Consider the following 15107-nt stretch of genomic DNA (forward strand, 5'->3'; position numbering starts at 1 on the left):
GTCGACGCACCACTGCCGCTCGCCGCAGGAGACCAGCCTTCCAGGCGGCAGTCGCAGTCGACCGTGCTCCTGGAGTCCTCAGCGGTAGCCACCACCTGGGTGGTCTGTGGTGTGGGGGGCCACGTGGCCGAGGAGTTCGGCGAGACCGCGGCGGGTGGCGGCCAGGACGACACGGTCCTGCGGCCTGAGTACGTAGCCTGGGTGGAGCTCCCAGATCAGCCCGGGGTGTCGGCCGTCGTCTTCACGTGCGGAGGAGGCCAGGTCGGGCCGGCGTTCCTCGAGTGCGGTGGTGTCGATGGCGATCACCCGCCAGGCTCCAGGACGGAAGGATTCGGTGATGGTGCGGCCTTCGAGTTGTGGATGGCCTGCCACATCGACGGCGGCGAACAGCAGGACGCGGCGCTCGACGGGGATGGCGCCCAGTACCTGTCGTCCCATCATCGCTCCGGCGAAGGCGGGGGCGGCGAGGTGAGTGACGCTGCGGCTGCGGGTCAGGGCGGTGGGGTGCGCGGCTCGCAGAGTGCGGTAGACGGCTGTGGCGAAGCCGTCGTCGTACAGGCGCAGGGCCACACGAACCTCGGCGTTGATTGAGCGAGCATAGAGCGCCGCTTCGAGGTTGGTGGTGTCGGAACTGGTCAGAGCGAGCAGGGCGTGGGACCGGTGGATGCCGGCGGTCTCCAGCACGCCCTCTTCGGTGACGTCGCCGAGGACGACGGGGATGCGCAGGCGGCGGGCGAGGGCCAGTCCGCGGGCCTCGGGGTCGTTCTCGACGCACACCACAGGGATTTGCAGCTCGTGGAGCCGTACCAGTACGCGTGTCCCGATCTTGCCGAGGCCGAGCAGCACCACATGCCCGGACAGGCGGCGCGGGGGCCGCCGAAGGGCCGTCGCCGTGCGGAAGGCTCCCAGGGCTTCCAATGCGGCCGCCACCAGGACCGGCAGTAGGAGCAGGCCGACGAAGCCGGAGAGGATCTGCAGAACCTGGCGCTGCGGCGGCTCGTCCACCGCCGGATCGTTGATCGCGAAGATGTCCAGGAGAGTGATGTACGCCGCATGCAGGGGGTGTTCCCCCGTCGTCTGCCAGGAGGCCGCGGCTATGGCAGCGACGGCCGCCACGATGCCGACCAGCGACCAGCGCAGCTGCCGTGAGAAGAGCGAGCCGAACGGGAGCGCAGCGGGGCCCAGGCGGGGTGCGGCCTGCGCGGCTCCCGTGTGGGTCACCGCTTCCAGGGCCACGATGCCACGCCCTGTCGCGGCGGTCACCTCACGGTCGTCGGGCAGCAGTTGCGGGCCTTGGTCTCCGCTGAGCTCGGACCCCTCGTTGCCGGCGGGATCGCTGGTCGTCGCCGAGAGCAAGGCCAACGTGCACAGGCCGGGGTCGGCAGTCTGTCCACGCTGCGGGGGTGTGCGCTCCACCGCTCGCAGCAGCAGGCCGTCCGCCTGCACGATCTTGCTGGTGCCTGCGACTGCCGTCGCGGCGAGGGCGGGCGCGGCGGTGTCGGCGTCCGACAGCACGGTCGTCGAGGAGTCGAGTTCCCGCAGGTCGATGCCTGGTTCCGCGACGATCGCGGCTTGGTCCAGGAGTTCCTCCAGGTGTTGGCCGAGTTTACGGTTGTAGAGCCGGATGACCAGTCTCAGTCGTGGGTTGAGCCGTCGAGCGATCAGAGCGGCGCGCAGGTTGGTGGCGTCGTCTTCGTACACGAGCGCCAGGGCTGCAGCTCGGGTCACTCCTGCGGCGGCGAGCACCTCCTCTGTTGGCTCTCCCGCCTCGAGTGTGCGTCCACGTACTGCTGTCGCCTGGGCGTCGGCCATGGCTGCTCGCGCGGCCGGAATCCGTCCCAGCAGCCCGAATCGCCCTCCGCCGGCCGGTCTGCGGGCAGAGCTGGACCGAGCCTCGCCGGTGGTGGGTACGACGAGGGTGACGTGCTCCCGGTACACGTCACGCAGCTCGGCAGCGAGTCGGCGAGCGAGCCCGTCGTCGCCGCAGACAACCATCCCGACTTGCTGGTCTGTCTGTTGCTGCTGCCCGTAGGTTGATGTCACGCCCTAAGGATGCCCTCTCGGTCACGCGGATGATCAAGGGAAGTGCTCGCGGCGATGGCGGCGCACTCCGCGTCGCCCTCCGGGCGTACTGCCTCGGCGATGGCGGGTGCGGCGCTGCTTCTCGCCCTCGCCGGTCAGCCGGGCCCGCTCGGCCTCGGCCTGGGCGGCGGCGATGGCCGCGAGCCGCTCGGCTTCGGCCTGCTTGACGCGGGCGACCCGGAGCGCTTCGGCTTCCTGTTCGGCTTGGTAGCGGCGGGCGTCGGCGGGCTTGCGGACGGGGGTGTCGAGCTGGCGGTCGGTCAGTGCCGACTGGCGTTCGGCGACCGCTTCCTGCTCGGCGTGGATCTGCTGCGCCGGTCGGCGTCGGCGAGGGACCTGCGGCGTTGGCCTGGGCGGTCGCCGCGTCGGTCTCGGCCTTGTTCTCGGCCTCGCGCAGGTACAGCGTCCGCTGGGGGAGCGCTTGTGGGCCGATGCCGGCATCACATGCCCAGCGACCAGCAGGGAGAGCCCGATGACCAGGAGGGGGAAGCCTGGGCCCGGAAGGATGTAGAGGCAGCACCAACCAGGGTGGCGGGAACCCCTGCCGCTACCAGGTGACAGCCAGACGGCGCTCGGTCATGTTGCGGCGTACCCATGCAGCGGTGCTGAGGCTGCCCACTGTTCAGGACACCCGCTGCGAATCGGTTTGCCGCGTGGCGCGCCCGGCTTGGATGAAGCAGATGAGGGCGGCCGTGACGGGAACGAAGCCCAGACCCGTGTAAACCAGCACGCGGGGGACGGCGTTGAGCGGCATGAGGGTGTAGAGGCAGAGGAGGGCCCAGGCGTAGGGGCGGGCTGCCGGCCGTCGCCCGCGGAGGCCGCGTGGCGTCCAGCCGACGAGGATCGCCACAAAAACGGGCAGCACGAGCAGCACGACCGCTGCGAGGGCAATCGCGTGGTAGGCGGGGTTGCCGTTCATCGCTATCTCTCGGGGTCGGAAGTCCACGAAAGACGAGGCATTCATGACACGTTCATGCCGGAGTTCGGCAAAGTACGGCCTGTCGGGCTGCCGTTAGGGAGCCGTCAATGCAACGTAAGGGACGTGTAAAGTCCGCCGTGGTGTGCCGGGAAGTCTGGTCGGCGATAGGGGATAGCTCTCTCTTCGCGGATCGGAGTCTGACGTCATGGTGCTCGTCGCTGTATTCGGTGTGGCGCTGCTGGTCGCCGTGCTGCTGTCCGGGCTTGCCGCCCGCACGGTCCTCTCCACCTCGCTGCTGTTCCTGCTGGGCGGGGCTCTGGTCAGCGACGGTTTCCTCGGGCTGATCCACATTACGGCCGACAGCGAGATCGTCTCGGTCACCGCCGATCTGGCCCTGTTCGCGGTGCTGTTCACCGACGGCATGCACGTCTCGTTCCCGAAGCTGCGGCAGAACTGGAAGAACCCGGCACGGGCGCTGGGGCTGGGCATGCCGCTGGCCATGGCCGGTATGGCGCTGATCACCCACTACCTGGTGGGGCTGGACTGGACGACGTCGTTCCTCGTCGGCGCCGTGCTCGCGCCGACCGACCCGGTCTTCGCCTCGGCGATCGTGGGCCGCAAGGAAGTCCCGGCCAGGCTGCGGCAGCTGCTGAACGTGGAGAGCGGAATCAACGACGGCCTCGCGCTGCCCGTCGTCCTGCTCCTCATCGCCGCGGCCGGCCCCACTTCCGGCCAGGCGGACGCCTCCGTCGGCGAGATCGCCTTGGAGCTCGGTCTCGGCCTGGTCTTCGGCGTCGCCTTGCCCTTGGCGGTGGCGGCGCTGGTACGGCTGAGGCTGTTGGGCGCCGAGCCGAAGCTCCAGCCGTTGCTGCCGCTGGCCACCGGGATCATTCTGTACGGGCTGTGCCACCTCACTCACGCCAACCCCTACCTGGCCGCGTTCTCCGCCGGCGCCGTCCTGGCCTCCGTCTCGCCCGAGGCGAAGACGGTCTTCGAGCCGCTCGGAGAGATGCTCGCGGAGCTGGCCAAGTTCGCTGCCCTCCTCGTCTTCGGCGCCCTGCTGACCCCCGCCCTGTTCGGGGACCTGTCGGTGGGCGGGTACGTGGCCGTGGTCTTGGCGATCGTGCTGATCCGTCCCGCCTCCCTGCTGGTGTCCTTGCTGGGTGCGCGGATCGAGCGGCGGGAGAAGCTGGTCGCCGCCTGGTTCGGCCCCAAGGGCTTCGCGTCCGTCGTCTACGGCCTGCTCGTTCTCCAGGCCGGCATCCCCGAGGGTGAGAAGGCGTACACGCTGATCGCGGTCTGTATCGCCTTCTCGATCATCGCCCACTCCAGCACCGACGTACCGATCGCCCGCCTCTTCGACGTGGAAGACCTCGCAGGCATCCCGAACGACGACCACGACCACGCCCCGAAGCCGACCGACACCGTTCCCGCCCCGAGCATTGCCCCCGACCAGGAGAAGCGCCATGATCGCCCGTGATCTCGCTGAGCCCTACCCACACGTGACCACCGACGACCGGGCCGTGGACGCGGTCCGCTTGGTCGCAGAGCACAATCTTGCCGCACTCCTGGTCCTGGAATCCGACGGGGCGCCGCACGCAGTGGTGCCCGGGTCCCAGCTGGTGCGACAGCTGCTGCCCGAGTACGTCATGGAGGACCCGCTGCTCGCGGCCGTCATCGACGACCGGCACGCCGACAGCCTCACCGAGGACCTGGCCGGCAAGACCGTCGCCCAGTGGATCCCGGGGCGTTCCTTCAAGCCGGCGTTCGTCGGCCCTGAGGCAGGGGTCCTGCAGATCGCTGCGCTCATGGCGCGTACCCATGTCCCGCTGGTGGCCGTCATCGACCGGGACGACGACGGGCGCCGGTTGGTGGGGGTGGTATCGGCCGCCTCTCTGATGCGTCACCTGCTCGACGTGGGAGGCGGGGCGTGAGCGGCTGGCAGAGTTGGGCTGCAGTCGCCGTCTTCGCGGGCGTCTACATCCTGATCATCGCCGAGTGGATCCACCGCGTCGCCGCAGCCCTCGGCGGTGCCGCTCTGATGCTGGCGATCGGGGCCACCGACGACACGTCGGCCTTCTACTCGGATGAGACCGGCATCGACTGGAACGTCATCTTCCTGCTGCTCGGCATGATGATGATCGTCGGCGTCCTCAAGCGGACCGGGCTCTTCGAGTACCTGGCGATCTGGTCGGTGAAGAAGGCCAAGGCGAAACCGTTCCGGGTGATGGCCATGCTGATCGTCATCACGGCGGTGGCCTCGGCGCTGCTGGACAACGTCACCACCGTGCTGCTGGTCGCCCCCGTGACCCTGCTGGTGTGCGACCGACTGAAGCTGTCGCCGGTGCCGTTCCTGCTCGCCGAGGTGTTCGCCTCCAACATCGGAGGCACCGCCACCCTCGTCGGCGACCCGCCCAACATCATCATCGCCAGCCGGGCCGGCCTGACCTTCAACGACTTCCTGGTCCACCTCGCTCCGCTGGCCGCGGTCCTGACCATCGTCCTCGTGCTGCTGTGTCGACTGATGTTCGCCAAGCACTTCGTCTACGACGAGAAGCGCGCCGCGGAGATCATGGAGCTGCGCGAACGCGAGGCGATCAAAGAGCCCCGGCTGCTCATTCAGGGTCTGAGCGTTCTGACCCTGGTCGTGGCCGGTTTCGTCCTGCACCCCGTGCTGCACTACGCGCCCAGCGTCGTCGCCCTCTTGGGCGCCGGTCTGCTGATCGCCATCTCCAAGGTCGAGACCGGGGAGGTGCTCGGCGAGGTCGAATGGCCCACCCTCGCCTTCTTCGCCGGCCTGTTCGTCATGGTCGGCGCGCTCATCGAGACCGGCGTCATCGCAGAGCTCGCGAGCTCCCTCGCGGACGTCATCGGCGGAGCCCAACTGGGCGGCACGATGCTCCTGCTGGGCGGCTCGGCCGTGCTGTCGGGGATCGTCGACAACATTCCCTACGTCGCCACCATGGCCCCCATCACCAGCGAACTCGTCACCGACATGGGCGGCGACCCCGACCAGGTCATGTGGTGGGCCCTCGCGCTGGGCGCCGACCTGGGCGGCAACGCCACCGCCATCGGAGCCTCCGCCAACGTCGTCGTCCTCGGCATCGCCGAACGCAACCGCCACCCCATTACCTTCTGGCAGTTTACCAAATACGGCCTTGTCGTCACCGCCGTCACCATCGCCATCTCTGCCCTTTACCTGTGGCTTCGCTACTTCGCCCTGGCGTGACGAATGGCCATCCCCGACCGCACTGGCCAGGGAAGAACGGAGCCTGTACATGAATTACAACCGGCGCGCGGATGCCGTCTCCATAGTCCTGTGGTGGGGATCACTCACCCTCCTCTTCTGGGCCGGAGGGCACGTCCGCGATTCGCCCGCCGCCCTGTTGGGGTGTGCCGCGAGCGCCGCCCTCCTGATCAGCCTCGGCGAAACGGCCCACTGGCTGCGCCGCCGCATTCACCGTGCGACCCGGAGGAGCGGCACTCCCTGAGGTACGGGCCCACGCCTCGGACCCGGTGGCTGCCACGCCCTGGCTGATCTTGCTGCGGCCATGAGATTACGGGGCCCCGGCCGACGGCCGGGATCCTGTGCTCTAGCCCACGTGTGCCTCAGTGGCGCGTGAGTTCGCCCGTGAGCTTGCCGCGCAGGTCGGCACTCGGGTCGTTGAGGCCGATGATCTCCACCGTCTTGCCGGACTGCTGGAGATCAGCGTGAGGCGGGCAGTGACGGGCGCCGCCACTGGCATCAAAAGGGCGCAAAGACTGCCGGTCAACGGCAATGCGCTGACTTCCATCGGGCGAGAGGATCAAGGTACGGGGGACTAGCACCGCTCAGACGCCGAAGTGCAAGACGGCGGCGGCATTCGGGCGGTGCCCGGCGAACTCGGCCGCTGGACCCCGCGTGCCAAAGGAGAGATGAAACGTGAACGCGGCCGCGATACCCGTCCCTGCCTGGTGGCTCATCGCCACAGTGACCACTGCGGTCTTCCTGATGACTCTCGTCTCATGGATGCCGACGAAACGCCTCAAAGCGAGGATGATCCTCGTGCCGGTGGGCATGGCAGCATTCGCGACCACGCGTTACTGCGCCGAGGGCATGCTGCCCGAACAGGCCCTGTCCATGTACTCGCTGGTCGTCTTGGCCTTCCCGCTGGGTTTGCTGGGTCGTCGCCAAGAGCTCGCCCGCAGTGCTGCCAACGAGGAACAAGGTGGCCTTGCCAGGGAGAGCCAGTGGTCCATTGCCATGACGGTCCAGTTCCTCGTCGTGCTGTTGGCTGCGATCGGTCTGTGGTTGTGGCTCATCTGATCCATTGGGTTCCGTGCTTGTCGACCCGCTGCTCACCGGAAAAGCTGACTTAGGGACCGGCCCGGCCGGCTACTCCCTGATCGGGTCCCGGCAGGAGGGGGCAAGGCCAGTCGGGTCAGCTTCACCCGGCAGCCCCCAAACCCGCTCCCGTTCCACATCGGCATGACAGCCCCAGCCTGTGCTCGGCGGCTCTTCACTGGGGCGGAGCCTATGACACCGGCCAAACCCCAACGCACGGCATCCGGAGAGTCACGCCAGGTCTGTACGTCCCAGCCACGCAGGTTTCACCGGTACGCCGTCCTCGTCGCGCTCCACAGTCACGGTTGGCAGAGCCGGCGTCACGGGTTGCGGCTCCGGCTCCGGTTTCGGCGCCGCCGACCCGTCGCCGACGGCTTCCGCCGGTGCTGGGCGGTCGTTGTCGTCCATGAGCTCGGCGACGGAGAAGCGCGTGGCGTGAGACTGCCATGTGCCGTCGATCACCAGCAGGAATCCGTTATCGCTACGGAACAGACGGCGGCGTTTAGGGCTCCTGGGGTGCTCCGGACTGTAAGCACGCGCCCGCTTCTCCAACTCTGCCAGAGCCGTCTCACGCGGACCCTCCACGTGCGCCATTACGTAGGCTTCGGTGTGCTTGCGCTCTCCCAAGCCCACCGTGGTCTCCAGAACGAGTCCCCACGTCGTCATGGTTCCTTCCCTCCCCATCGATCGAGCCGTAGCTGAGCAACGGCATTCTTCGCCCTTTCCCCTGCAAGCGGCCTCGGCGCGTCGCGGCCCATCGCTGGGTCCCGCCAACCGCACGGTAGGCGCTTTCGCGTTCAGCCGTGCAGCCCTGTTGTAGGCCCCTTCAGGCTCCGGCACTTCGTGGCGATCTTCTCTGCCGGGGAACGGCAATGACGCCGCAGGCGCATCGTGCAAGGCTGTGGACCCACGGCGATGGAGGCCACTGGCGACTCCGGAACGCTGGACGCCCCCTTGCGACTCTGGTCCCGACTGGTCCGAAAGGGACTGTCCCACCGATGCACGTGAAGAATTCCACCGTCTGGTCCGTCTTCCTGTCAGCTGTGCTCACCACAACCCTGGCGGGCTGCGGGGACGGAAGCGGGGCAAAGCCCGACGCCGACGCCGTGGCGGCCGCCAAGGCCGCGAACACGAGGATGCAGACCGAGTCGTTCCATTCGTCGGGGACCACTACCGCCTTCGCCGGCGGGAAGCAGGAAATGTGGTCCGACCCTGTCCAAGGTCTCCACGTGGAGGTCACCGGCGCCACCTTGGGCGACATCTACTGCAAAGACGGAACCGCTTACACCAGCGCCGACCTCTTCGCCGCAGCCCTGCGTCAGCGGGGCCAGCAGATCACCGTTCCCGCGGAGCTGAGATCGGCCTACGTGACCACGAAAGCGGAAGGCGGCTGCGCGATGTATTTCAAGATCGCCGAAACCGGACGCCGGGCCAAGGGGAAGGACCGGACCGTAGGAGGCAGGCAGGCAGGAGCGGTACGAGTCGGCGATGGAAAGACCGAAGACGTCTACTTCATCGACGATGCAGAGCAGCGGCTGCTCCTGCTGGAATCGAAGCGTGACGGCAGAACGAGCACCACCACATACGACTCGTTCGGAGAGAAGTTCACGATCTCCATGCCCGCCGCCGAGAAGACTCTGACCATGGACGCCTTCCGCTACCGCGCCACGAAGTGAGCCGGGCCCCACGGGGGTGTCGGTGCCATCAGGCCCGTCCAGGTCTCCACGAAGCGCGCCGCCGGGCAGCCCGGTTCACCGCACCGCACTCAGGAATGCCCGAGTCCGCGCGTGTGCCGGTGCTTCGAAGAGCTGCTCCGGTGGGCCGGCTTCCAGGACGCGGCCGTGGTCGAACATGAGGACCCGGTCGGAGACGTCCTGGGCGAATCCCATTTCGTGGGTCACGCACAGCATGGTGATGTCGGTGGTCCGCGCGATGTCGCGCAGGACGTCGAGGACGCCCGCGACCAGTTCCGGGTCCAGCGCCGAGGTGACCTCGTCGAGGAGCAGGACGTCCGGCCGCATGGCCAGTGCGCGGGCGATGGCGACCCGCTGCTGCTGGCCTCCGGAGAGCCGGGTCGGGTGCGCGCCGCGCTTGTCGTAGAGCCCGACCAGATCCAGGAGTTGCTGGCGGTGAGCAATACTCGACCCTGCCGAATGTCTCACCGCGTGTATACGGACAGTGACCTCGGTAGGGGCCACCGTCGGATCTGCACAGGCCAGTGGCCTCGCCTAGCGTTGAAGGTAAGGGATAGCGCAAGCGTTGCGAGGCGTGGTGTGTGATGGACCCGATCTCGACGGAGCTGCTGACCGCGTTGGCTGGCGGTGTGGGTGGTGAAGCGGCCAGGCAAGCATGGGCGTGGTTGAGGACACTGGTAGGACGCCCGGCTGCGGCGGATTCGGCGATCGTCTCGGGGGAAGCAGAGCTGGACGCTCTTGAGCAGGCGCCGGCGGACGTCGACCGTGCTCAGGCTCTCAGCACCACACTCGCGCAGCGGGCGGCGGTGGATCCCGATTTTCGGACTGGGCTGGAACGGTGGTACCAGCAGATCGAGGTGAGTAAGACCGGGGACGGTGACGTTCACATCGAGATCAGCGGCAACCCCAAATTCTACGGTCCAGTGCTGCAGGGCCGGGACTTCTCCGGCGTCTCATTCGGCAGCCCTCCAGCATCACCATCTTTGCCCCCGGAGGGATAGCGATGACAGGCGACGCGCGCCGGACGCCAGATGCGGCGGTGTCGAACGAGATCACCGGCGGGGTGTTCTTCCACGCGGTCATCCAGGGCCGGGACATCACCGTCCAGCTGCCACCACAGATCACCCCCGCCCTGAGCGGCCTCCCCGCGCCTTCGCCCACCTTCACGGGTCGCGACGACCGGGAGCGCCGTGAGGTAGCCGAACTTCTGGGTGTGACCGTGGAGTCGGTTGACAGCTGGCAGGCCAGCGGCTGCGAGGCACTGGTGTCCAAGGACCCGCGGCCGCCGGGCGGGCGAGCACCAGGTGCTCGATCCGGACCAGCAGCATTGCGTCCGGCAGCCCCTGACCGACCACCGGCCCGAAGACCTGGGCCTGGGTGAGCGGTTGTGCACCCGGGCGATCGTCAGCGACCTGATCGCCCTGCTCTACCGGGTGCGGCTGACCGAGCAGGGAGTGGGCAAGTATCTCAAGCGATGGGGGCTGTAGTTCCAGCCCCCGGACAAGCGCGCCTAGGAATGGCTGAACGTTGCCGCGTCTAGCCTTGCCTCGGCCAGGGCCGGCCGGAACTTGTCGGGGTCGGCCTCCGACAGCCGCTCGTAGACCTCGACCCTCTGTGTCATGGTTGCTGCCGCGGTGGCGAGGTCGCCAGCCCTCTGCTGGAACATGGCCAGAAGGTAGAGCGCCCGGCCGAGGTAGGGATGGTCCCAGTACTGATTCGGGGTGAATCCGGCCAGCTGCCGGTAGTCGACGGGCTGCTGGGAGCCGGGTGGGCGGATCCCTGCCAGCACTTCGTCAACCATCACGGCACGCTGGGCGAGTGCCATCGCCGTCGCCGGTTCCAACCCGTTTCGGTGCTCGAACAACACGTCGTACAGGGCCTCGGCCAGGGCCGGCCGGAACTTGTCGGGGTCGGCCTCCGACAGCCGCTCGTAGACCTCGACCCTCTGTGTCATGGTTGCTGCCGCGGTGGCGAGGTCGCCAGCCCTCTGCTGGAACATGGCCAGAAGGTAGAGCGCCCGGCCGAGGTAGGGATGGTCCCAGTACTGATTCGGGGTGAATCCGGCCAGCTGCCGGTAGTCGACGGGCTGCTGGGAGCCGGGTGGGCGGATCCCTGCCAGCACTTCGTCAACCATCACGGCACGCTGGGCGAGTGCCATCGCCGTCGCCGGTTCCAACCCGTTTCGGTGCTCGAACAACACGTCGTACAGGGCCTCGGCCAGGGCCGGCCGGAACTTGTCGGGGTCGGCCTCCGACAGCCGCTCGTAGACCTCGACCCTCTGTGTCATGGTTGCTGCCGCGGTGGCGAGGTCGCCAGCCCTCTGCTGGAACATGGCCAGAAGGTAGAGCGCCCGGCCGAGGTAGGGATGGTCCCAGTACTGATTCGGGGTGAATCCGGCCAGCTGCCGGTAGTCGACGGGCTGCTGGGAGCCGGGTGGGCGGATCCCTGCCAGCACTTCGTCAACCATCACGGCACGCTGGGCGAGTGCCATCGCCGTCGCCGGTTCCAACCCGTTTCGGTGCTCGAACAACACGTCGTACAGGGCCTCGGCCAGGGCCGGCCGGAACTTGTCGGGGTCGGCCTCCGACAGCCGCTCGTAGACCTCGACCCTCTGTGTCATGGTTGCTGCCGCGGTGGCGAGGTCGCCAGCCCTCTGCTGGAACATGGCCAGAAGGTAGAGCGCCCGGCCGAGGTAGGGATGGTCCCAGTACTGATTCGGGGTGAATCCGGCCAGCTGCCGGTAGTCGACGGGCTGCTGGGAGCCGGGTGGGCGGATCCCTGCCAGCACTTCGTCAACCATCACGGCACGCTGGGCGAGTGCCATCGCCGTCGCCGGTTCCAACCCGTTTCGGTGCTCGAACAACACGTCGTACAGGGCCTCGGCCAGGGCCGGCCGGAACTTGTCGGGGTCGGCCTCCGACAGCCGCTCGTAGACCTCGACCCTCTGTGTCATGGCCTCCGCCGCCAACCGAACCCGGTGCGTCCTCGTGAGCTGTTGGGCAACCTCAACGAGGGCCTGGGCCCGGCCGAGCTGGGGTTGGGGGCAACTGCCTGCATTGTCCCGACGGATCGGGTCTCCGGCCTCACGGAAGTCGAGAACGAGAGGGACGGCACAGCCCGGGTAGCGGATTTCGAGGAGGCCGTCGTGGCCGCCCTGGCCATCAGGGCGGCGGAGCGAATTGAGATAGGGGCCCTCTACCAGGGGCAGCGAGCCGGGATCCGCGATCGCCTGGCCGTCCACTGCGAGGATTCGGGTCGCGCGCTTCGCCCCGTCCGTCGAAAGCTTGCAGGTGAAGACGTGCCCGCCGACTGCGTCAGGCTCGTCAGGGGTGTGGAACTCGTATGTTCCACCGTAATGCAGAAGTTCAGGAAGGGGCTTGTTTCCCTCTAGCTTGGCTATCTTTGCGAACTCGCTGAACGATGATATGTGGTCTGCCTCGATCGCATACAGCATCCCCAAGTTGTCCAGGTGATCAAGGAATTGGGGCAGAAGTGCGGGTGGCGTCCGATAGGCCGCAACGTACAGACCGAGATGAAGTTGTGTATGGAGGTCAAACAGGAACCAGTTGCCGATCCGCGTCATTTGAGGCAGGAGCGACAGGGGGAACCGTAGATTGGGCCCGCAGGCGAAACCGAGGTGCACTCCTGTGCTGACCGCATCGCGTTCGCCCGGGTAAGGGTCGAATCGGATGAGGTCCGCAAATTTTGCGTCGGCCCGGGTAGGAAGAAGAGTGGTCGACTGTGCAATGGCAATCTGAGCGGAATCCAATTCGTCGAAACCGTAACCGCTATTAAGGAACATTCCGCCGGCAGTTAGCAGAAAGGACGGCGAGTTATAGTAGATCTCAACTCCACCTTCGGCAGAGTCGGGCGAGGCTATCAGCTGGGGCCGGTCCCCGTGGTAGAAGCGGTGCTGGGCAGGGTAGGCGTCTCGACGAATGGCGAGGATGTATGCGGCGGGCGGTGGTCGGTAGGCAGCCGACCCGGCGATCAGCGCGTGCTGTGTCCAAGTTTCGGGAAATCGTTGCACTGGATTTCCGTTGGCGTCGGTCGGTCCGAGGTACATGAGGAAGAAGCCGGTCAGTTGGTCACCCTTTTGAGACCACAGGAGCTCGTTGTGGGCATCGGGGTCAGGACGGTTGACGTTTTCCTTCAGGCGGCGGAAGGGGCAGATCCGGCGCTGCCGGTTGCTGGAGACAGCGAACTTCACACTCACATAGTCGAGCACGATCCGAGCGGCGGTCCTGACGGACTTGTTCTTGGCGAACTCGTGGAGATTGAGCAGGGCGTGGAGCGAGAGGCGCTGGTATGGGCGGGCGTTGAACTCAAGGAAGTCATGCTTAACGAGCGTCTGCATGGATTCGAGCAACCATGCCGTCAGGCCATTATCATCGTTGTCGTATTTCTGGCGGTCACCCGTCCGCTCAAGAAGGAGCTGGTTGGCCAGATACCTGCAGCTTTCTATCATGAAGCGATGGTTTTCAGTCTCCGCAATGGGGAACGCGACGGAAGGGAGGGGTCCGATCGGACCTTTTAGCTCGAACCAATCGGTAATAATATCATGACCCCCGAAGAGTTCGGGAGGAACTAGCTCTCGCAGGATGAAGGCGAGGCCGTCCTCGGTCAACAGCTGCCGGTAGCGATAGGCGATGGCGATGATCCCCTTGAGTGCCATGTCGTAGTCTCCCTTGCGGGAGACGTGTCCTAGGTCGAAGCCCTGCACTTCGATATCTCTATCAATGGCGGTGCCCATATGTCCAGGACGCAGCTGCCTCAGTCTAATATTGGCGAGGATAAGGCTCGGCAACTCGCCCGGAACGCGGAAGCCGCGGTCTTTGGATGACAGATGCAGATGTGCCATGAGTTGGAAGGTGTCGTCCTCCGTAGCCTCGGGATGGCCTGGGTCGGGTCGCCAGAATGCCACCCGCAATGGCTGGTGAACTGCGTAATGTTCAGCGATGGCGTCCATCCGCATTGCATGACTGGCGAATGCGTGCGCCGGGCTAGGGTCGATGATGGGGGGCCCGAGATCGACGTCACGGGTATTAACCGGGACGGATGTGGTATTGGGAGCGTCGCGCTGATAGAAAACGACCACCTGCGGGGTTCCGCTGGCATCAACGAATTCCTTGGGAGATGGGGCAGACGGCGCTGTCATGGGATGGATGCTGAACGAATACTTGCCGTCTCGGGGTTCGTTGAGGCGGAACTGGCCGCTACCGATTCCCGGCCGGGCCCACTCATTCTTTGGGTCCTCAAGCCAGACAACCTCTTCCGCGAACTTTTGATCAAAGTAGAATATGGCCACGAGGAACGCGTTGTAATTCGCGTCTGCCCCTCCCCAATTAATCTCTATTGAAGACCCCCGCCGGTAGGCGGCGGTCACCATTCTCTGCCCGAATTCAGGCGCTGTCGAGATCGATCCATGTTCGAATTCATGAAGGCGCTCGCGAGGGTCGTCCGGATTGGCGAACTCCCCATGGAGATCCTTGCCGAGTGGGCCGTCCCAGGCGCCGATCTCGTGCCAGCGCTCCGAAATTATGTCGCCAGCTTGGAATCCTACAGGATCGGGATCTGTGGTTTCGTGGTGGGAAGCGTCGAGCTGGAGGCGTACAGGAATAGTAAAACCTTGATCGCTATGTTCCTCCAAGATGCCCAATGGGTTGAGGGAGATAAGTGGAACAGTGCAGCCCTCTACATGGAAGGTGTACTCTCCAAATCCTTGAAGCCTCGTCCATATTAATTCCGGGCCTGGATATTTCAGGTCGATATGCCCTTGTGCGACCCCGTCATGCGAAATATCATATCGGTAATACTTGTAATCGAACCTGGTTCTCGACCACTCGAAGCACGCCTCGTTGCGCAACCGAAAGACGCTGACGACCATCTCCTGGCCAGGCGACCAGCAGATTTCTCCACGCTCAAACTGCTGACGCCGTCCGGGACGGCCTGGCACATCCTCCTCAAGCCCTAGCGCTCGACCAAACGCTCCATCGGCTCCGCCCCATGCGCGCCATCGCTCGGCGATCTTCCCGCCTACCTCAAATTCGGACATGGCCCTACCCCTTTAGTCGCAGAAATGGAGAGA

Annotated in this window: 13 protein-coding genes and 2 pseudogenes; 8 read left to right on the forward strand and 7 right to left on the reverse strand. The window is 66.2% G+C overall.

Translation table 11 applies throughout. The features are described from left to right. Window positions 1-78: 78 nt before the first annotated feature. The 3 genes and pseudogenes from OG594_RS35780 to OG594_RS35790 all read right to left on the reverse strand — a co-directional run bounded on the left by OG594_RS35780 (window position 79) and on the right by OG594_RS35790 (window position 3001). A complete protein-coding gene (locus tag OG594_RS35780; protein WP_266606702.1) occupies window positions 79-1995 on the reverse strand; it encodes a TrkA family potassium uptake protein in 1917 nt (638 codons plus the stop codon). Between the two features lie 95 nt (window positions 1996-2090). Further along, window positions 2091-2503, reverse strand: a pseudogene (locus tag OG594_RS35785) (flotillin family protein); the annotation flags it as partial. Between the two features lie 201 nt (window positions 2504-2704). After that, window positions 2705-3001 (reverse strand): hypothetical protein, encoded by a 297-nt coding sequence (locus tag OG594_RS35790; protein WP_266444433.1) that lies wholly within the window; start codon window positions 2999-3001, stop codon window positions 2705-2707. Window positions 3002-3206: 205 nt separating this feature from the next. On the opposite strand from OG594_RS35790, the gene OG594_RS35795 reads away from it, so the two are divergent. Genes OG594_RS35795 through OG594_RS35810 form a run of 4 tightly spaced genes read left to right on the forward strand, consistent with a single transcriptional unit; the run spans window position 3207 to window position 6492 of the window. After that, on the forward strand, window positions 3207-4481 hold the full coding sequence (locus OG594_RS35795) for a sodium:proton antiporter (RefSeq protein ID WP_266444435.1): 1275 nt from the start codon (window positions 3207-3209) through the stop codon (window positions 4479-4481). Beyond that, on the forward strand, window positions 4468-4935 hold the full coding sequence (locus OG594_RS35800) for a CBS domain-containing protein (protein WP_266606529.1): 468 nt from the start codon (window positions 4468-4470) through the stop codon (window positions 4933-4935). Before OG594_RS35795 ends, OG594_RS35800 begins: the two co-directional genes overlap by 14 nt. Beyond that, complete coding sequence (locus OG594_RS35805; protein WP_266606530.1) at window positions 4932-6230, forward strand: ArsB/NhaD family transporter; 1299 nt, start codon at window positions 4932-4934, stop codon at window positions 6228-6230. The genes OG594_RS35800 and OG594_RS35805 overlap by 4 nt, the downstream gene beginning before the upstream one ends. Window positions 6231-6279: 49 nt before the next feature. Then, window positions 6280-6492 (forward strand): hypothetical protein, encoded by a 213-nt coding sequence (locus tag OG594_RS35810; protein WP_266606531.1) that lies wholly within the window; start codon window positions 6280-6282, stop codon window positions 6490-6492. Window positions 6493-6610: 118 nt separating this feature from the next. Here the strand turns inward: OG594_RS35810 and OG594_RS35815 are convergent, their stop codons facing one another. Then, window positions 6611-6811, reverse strand: a complete 201-nt coding sequence (locus tag OG594_RS35815) for a hypothetical protein (protein WP_266606710.1) — start codon at window positions 6809-6811, stop codon at window positions 6611-6613. A 112-nt stretch (window positions 6812-6923) separates the two neighbouring features. Here OG594_RS35815 and OG594_RS35820 point away from each other — a divergent pair, with 112 nt between their 5' ends. Next, a complete protein-coding gene (locus OG594_RS35820) occupies window positions 6924-7307 on the forward strand; it encodes a hypothetical protein (RefSeq protein ID WP_266606532.1) in 384 nt (127 codons plus the stop codon). 249 nt (window positions 7308-7556) lie between these two features. Here OG594_RS35820 and OG594_RS35825 read toward each other — a convergent pair whose 3' ends face one another. Next, window positions 7557-7991, reverse strand: a complete 435-nt coding sequence (locus OG594_RS35825) for a hypothetical protein (protein ID WP_266606533.1) — start codon at window positions 7989-7991, stop codon at window positions 7557-7559. A 377-nt stretch (window positions 7992-8368) separates the two neighbouring features. Between OG594_RS35825 and OG594_RS35830 the strand changes: the two genes are divergently transcribed. Further along, window positions 8369-9001 carry a hypothetical protein gene (locus OG594_RS35830; protein ID WP_266606534.1) on the forward strand — a complete coding sequence of 211 codons (633 nt, stop codon included), beginning with the start codon at window positions 8369-8371 and terminating at the stop codon, window positions 8999-9001. A gap of 75 nt (window positions 9002-9076) precedes the next feature. On the opposite strand, the pseudogene OG594_RS35835 reads toward OG594_RS35830, so the two are convergent. Continuing rightward, window positions 9077-9451 (reverse strand): annotated as a pseudogene (locus tag OG594_RS35835) (ATP-binding cassette domain-containing protein); the annotation flags it as partial. A 152-nt stretch (window positions 9452-9603) separates the two neighbouring features. Here OG594_RS35835 and OG594_RS35840 point away from each other — a divergent pair. After that, window positions 9604-10020, forward strand: a complete 417-nt coding sequence (locus tag OG594_RS35840) for a hypothetical protein (protein ID WP_266606703.1) — start codon at window positions 9604-9606, stop codon at window positions 10018-10020. A gap of 303 nt (window positions 10021-10323) precedes the next feature. Beyond that, a complete protein-coding gene (locus OG594_RS35845; protein ID WP_266606535.1) occupies window positions 10324-10506 on the forward strand; it encodes a winged helix-turn-helix domain-containing protein in 183 nt (60 codons plus the stop codon). 23 nt (window positions 10507-10529) lie between these two features. Here the strand turns inward: OG594_RS35845 and OG594_RS35850 are convergent, their stop codons facing one another. Then, entirely contained in the window at window positions 10530-15074 is a 4545-nt protein-coding gene (locus tag OG594_RS35850; RefSeq protein ID WP_266606536.1) for a hypothetical protein, read from the reverse strand. Window positions 15075-15107: the final 33 nt, after the last annotated feature.

Origin of the sequence: Streptomyces sp. NBC_01214, assembly GCF_026340975.1 — a bacterium.
Classification (GTDB): domain Bacteria; phylum Actinomycetota; class Actinomycetes; order Streptomycetales; family Streptomycetaceae; genus Streptomyces.

Coding starts and splice junctions, on each gene's coding strand:
- OG594_RS35780 (WP_266606702.1), bottom strand. CDS start 1,995: ATGGTTGTCTGCGGCGACGACGGGCTCGCTCGCCGACTCGCTGCCGAG.
- OG594_RS35790 (WP_266444433.1), bottom strand. CDS start 3,001: ATGAACGGCAACCCCGCCTACCACGCGATTGCCCTCGCAGCGGTCGTG.
- OG594_RS35795 (WP_266444435.1), top strand. CDS start 3,207: ATGGTGCTCGTCGCTGTATTCGGTGTGGCGCTGCTGGTCGCCGTGCTG.
- OG594_RS35800 (WP_266606529.1), top strand. CDS start 4,468: ATGATCGCCCGTGATCTCGCTGAGCCCTACCCACACGTGACCACCGAC.
- OG594_RS35810 (WP_266606531.1), top strand. CDS start 6,280: ATGAATTACAACCGGCGCGCGGATGCCGTCTCCATAGTCCTGTGGTGG.
- OG594_RS35825 (WP_266606533.1), bottom strand. CDS start 7,991: ATGACGACGTGGGGACTCGTTCTGGAGACCACGGTGGGCTTGGGAGAG.
- OG594_RS35840 (WP_266606703.1), top strand. CDS start 9,604: ATGGACCCGATCTCGACGGAGCTGCTGACCGCGTTGGCTGGCGGTGTG.
- OG594_RS35850 (WP_266606536.1), bottom strand. CDS start 15,074: ATGTCCGAATTTGAGGTAGGCGGGAAGATCGCCGAGCGATGGCGCGCA.